Annotated in this window: 1 protein-coding gene and 1 pseudogene; one reads left to right on the top strand and one right to left on the bottom strand. The window is 47.7% G+C overall.

The genetic code is table 11. The features are described from left to right. Positions 1-149 (bottom strand): annotated as a pseudogene (locus H6F88_RS12115) (photosystem II q(b) protein); the annotation flags it as partial. 270 nt (positions 150-419) lie between these two features. Between H6F88_RS12115 and H6F88_RS12110 the strand changes: the two are divergent. Continuing rightward, on the top strand, positions 420-4,139 hold the full coding sequence (locus tag H6F88_RS12110) for an NB-ARC domain-containing protein (protein ID WP_199333570.1): 3,720 nt from the start codon (positions 420-422) through the stop codon (positions 4,137-4,139). Positions 4,140-4,312: the final 173 nt, after the last annotated feature.

The raw sequence follows: 4,312 nt of genomic DNA, 5'->3' as shown, positions 1-4,312 counted from the left end.
ATGATGAAGCAGATGGTGGCAGAGAGCAGAGTGGGGATCATCAGAACGCCGAACCAGCCTACGTACAGGCGGTTGTCGGTGCTGGTCACCCAGTTGCAGAACTGCTCCCACAGGGATGCGCTCTCGCGCCGCTGTAGAGTCGTTGTCATAAATCAATGATTCCTTTTATCTATCGATGTGAGTTGCTGTGATGTCTTCGCAACTGTTCGTATCGTAGGGAAGGCTTGAGGCGATCGCAGTTATAAAAAGTTAGTCAAAGTTAGGTGTTCGAGTTAGCAATTCGACACATGATGTTACATAACATTAAGCAAACTAGCGAAACTGAGGGATCGGTATAGGATTGGATTAAGAATTTGATACAGAGCTTTACATGCCACTCAGAAACGAGTGCAAGATTCATCCTGATTAATTCCTCATTCATGCTGCAAACCATGACGGTTGAAGAAGCTTTAGCGACAGTTGAAGCCATTTTCGGCAAAGCGGTTTTCAATGATTTGCAGGAAATCATTTTCCGTCAGTCTTGGGAGCGCAAAACCTACCCTGAAATTGCTGAAATTGCTGGCTATGATGCTGATTACGTCAAGCTAGTTGGCTTTCAACTGTGGCAATTGCTTTCAGAAACATTGGATGAGAAAGTAACTAAAAACAATTTTCGCTCAGTGTTGAAACGATGGCATGACCGAGGTGTGAAGTCTGCTACCCGCAGCATTGTCAAGACCTTACCCGTCAAGGGTTCAAATGCAGACGTTAATGCAACAGATGGACATCAGGATTGGGGAGATGCTATTGATGTTTCGGTGTTTTATGGGCGATCGCAAGAATTCACTATCTTAGAAAAATGGCTGACTCACGATCGCTGTCGATTAGTTGCAATTTTAGGTATTGGCGGCACTGGGAAAACTGCTTTGTCGGTCAAGCTAGCAGAGCAGCTACAGCATCAGTTTGAATATGTGATCTGGCGATCGCTACATAATGCACCCACATTCGACTCACTGTTAAACAGCCTGACTTACTTGCCAACTAGTGCTGAATTGACTGCTTCTCAAGACATTGAGCAGCGAATGATGCAGCTTTTGAAGCACTTTAGAACCCATCGCTGTCTATTGATTTTGGATAATGTAGAAACGATTTTGGCAGAGGCAACAGGGGACACTCGTGGGAGCCGAGTTGGCCATTATCGCCCTGGGTTTGAACTCTATGGAGAATTGTTCAAAAAAATAGGAGAGTTAAAACATCAAAGCTGTTTGCTGTTAACCAGTCGAGAAAAGCCCAAAGAGATGGCTACCCTGGAAGGAAAAACACTTCCTGTTCGTTCATTTCAGCTAAACGGATTGACAGCAGTAGAAGGGCAAGAAATCTTACAGGCAAAAGGAAACTTTTCGGGTTCACAACAAGATTGGCAACGACTGATTCAAGCCTATGCAGGTAATCCTCTAGCGCTAAAAATTGTGGCAACCACCATTCATGACCTGTTCGCTGGAAATGTAGCTCACTTTTTGGCACAGAGAAGTGTAATTTTTGGGGATATTCAGGACTTGCTGACCCAACAGTTTGATCGGTTGTCGGCTTTAGAGCAGCAGGTAATGTATTGGCTGGCAATCAACCGTGAACCTGTAGCGATCGCTGACCTTCAAGCAGACATCCTTTCTCCATTACTGCCATCAGACTTACTGGAAGCACTGGAAGCTTTGCAGCGGCGATCGCTGATTGAGCAAACTCCATCATCAGGAGTTGAAAGGCGTGCCACCCTATTTACACTTCAGCCCGTTTTGATGGAATACGTCACGCATCGGCTGATCCAGCACGTTTGCACTGAATTAAGTCCGCAACGGGAACAACAAAGCAGTCTGAACCCCTCAACCTCTGAACGAGATGCCTCACCCACACTCACTCCGCACTTCAAAGCTTATGCACTGATTAAAGCTCAGTCTCAGGAATATGTAAAAGAAGCGCAAATTAGCTTGATCCTCAAACCGATCGCAACTCAACTGCTGCATCTTTTTGGTAGTGTCGCAGCGCTGGAAACAATGTTGCTGCAAAAGCTTTCCTCATTACGTCGAAAACTATCGATCGAGGCAGGTTACATGGGTGGCAACATAATTAACTTGCTTCACCAATTCAAGCCAGATCTAAACGGATATGACTTTTCTGAGCTAATCGTCTGGCAGGCAGATTTAAAGAGCGTTTCTCTACAACATACTGATTTCTCCAATTCCGATCTGTCAAAATCAACGTTTACTGAGAGTTTTAACCACATCTACATCATGTCAGTGAGTGCCAACGGAGAATGGCTAGCCTCGGCTGACACACAGGGTGAGATCTGCCTGTGGCAACTGAAGGACGGACAACTGTTGAATACTTGGGAGGCGCATAATGGTACAGTTCGTTCACTCACGTTTATGCCTGATGGTGAGACGTTAGCCAGTGGTGGCGACGACCAACTGTTGAAACTGTGGAATGCGAGAACTGGGCGGTGCTTGCGATCGCTCTATAACCCAACTGGAACGGTTTGGGCGATCGCACCTAGCCCAGATGGTCAAACCATTGTCATCACTGATGGCACCATCCGAGTATGGAATCGCGATATAGATAAGTTGTCTATCCTGAGTCGGGAGCTTGACTGGACAACCAACGTTCGATTCAGTCCTGATGGTGAAATTCTCGCCTGTGCCTGCAATGACGGCACGATTAAGCTGCGGAATCCTTATACCGGCGAATGTTTCAAGCTGTTGCCTGGGCATCAGCGCGGACCACTGGTATTTCTGTGTTTTAGCCCCGATGGCAAAATGCTAATGAGCAGCGGGCTAGATAACCAGTTGAAGTGGTGGGATGTAAAAACCGGGGAATGTCTACAGACCCAATCTCATCAGGGTTGGGTCTGGTGGGTTGACTGTAGCGAGGATGGTGAGATGGTCGTAAGCTGTAGCGCAGATCAAACAATTAAACTGTGGCATCTCCAAACCGGGCAACTGTTGAAAACTCTGCACGGACATGAATATGGCGTTCGAGTTGCCCTGTTTAGTCAGGACGGACGGACGCTGATTAGTAGTGATGAAGGACAAACCTTGAAGCTGTGGAATATCCAAACCGGGCAATGCCTCAAAACATGGCGAGGATACAGCGATAGCATCTGGGCGATCGCCTTTAGCTCTGACGGACGCACGCTGGTAAGCAGCGGGGAGGAGCAGACTGCAAAACTGTGGGATGTGCAAACCGGACAATGTATCAAACGGCTTAAGGGACATGGAGTTTGGGTGCGATCGGTCGCTTTTAGCCCGGACGATCAAACAGTGGCGACTAGCGGTGTAGACGGTGTGGTAAGGCTCTGGCAAGTTTCGACCGGAGAGTGTTTGCAAATCTTGCGGGGTCATGCAGGGTTTGTCTGGTCTGTGGCTTATAGCTCCAAGGGTGAAACGGTGGCGACTTGCAGCGTGGACTACACGATCCGGTTGTGGGATGTTTACTCAGGTCAGTGCCTACGGGTGTTCAATCATGGCAGTCCGGTGATTGCTGTGATTTACAGTCCCGATGCTCAACAGTTGGCAAGTTACAGCGTTGATCAGGGAATTCGTGTGTGGAACATTGCCACAGGTGAATGTCTGAGTGTGCTCCAGGCTGATAGTGCGTGGCACTTTTCTGCTACCTTTGATTGGGGTGGGGCGATCGCCTACAGTCCCGATGGGCAAGTCTTAGCCAGCAATAGTGGTACTGGCTCTGTGCAAATCTGGGATGCAGCAACCGGGCAACCTTTACGGCTATTGCAGGCACACGATAGCTCAATTGTGGCAATCGCCTACAGTCCCAACGGACAACGGTTAGTCACTGCCAGCCTGGATCAAGTCATTAAAGTGTGGAATGCCCAAACAGGAGAATGTCTTCAAGTTTTAGAAGGGCATACCAAATGGATTCACACGCTTACTTTTACAGTACTGTTTACGTCTGATTCCTCCAATTTGCAGTCTGTACTAGCCAGCAGCAGCGGCGATCGCACGATTCGTTTTTGGGACATCGAAACCGGAGAATGCTTGAAAGTTCTTAGAAGTGATAGACCCTATGAGGGGATGAATGTCACTGGGGTTACCGGATTAACGGCAATTCAGCGATCGACTTTGAAGGCTTTGGGGGCGGTTGAGAGGTAATAGACTTCCTGCACGAATATAAAGTGAGTGTGACAGTTGAGGATCGCAGCGAAGCAAGATAGCTTCTGAATAGAAGCTAATGTCAGAAGCAGATATGCGATATAACGAGTTGGAGCATCTATCGAAGCGCCACTTTAAGCGCTTGTGTGGGGTCAACCGTGAAACGTTTAGCG

It is taken from the genome of Oculatella sp. FACHB-28 (genome assembly GCF_014696015.1).
Classification (GTDB): Bacteria; Cyanobacteriota; Cyanobacteriia; order Elainellales; family Elainellaceae; genus JAAUTN01.
Note: the sequence above shows the minus strand (reverse complement) of the source record. Positions and strands in the feature narration are given on the sequence as shown.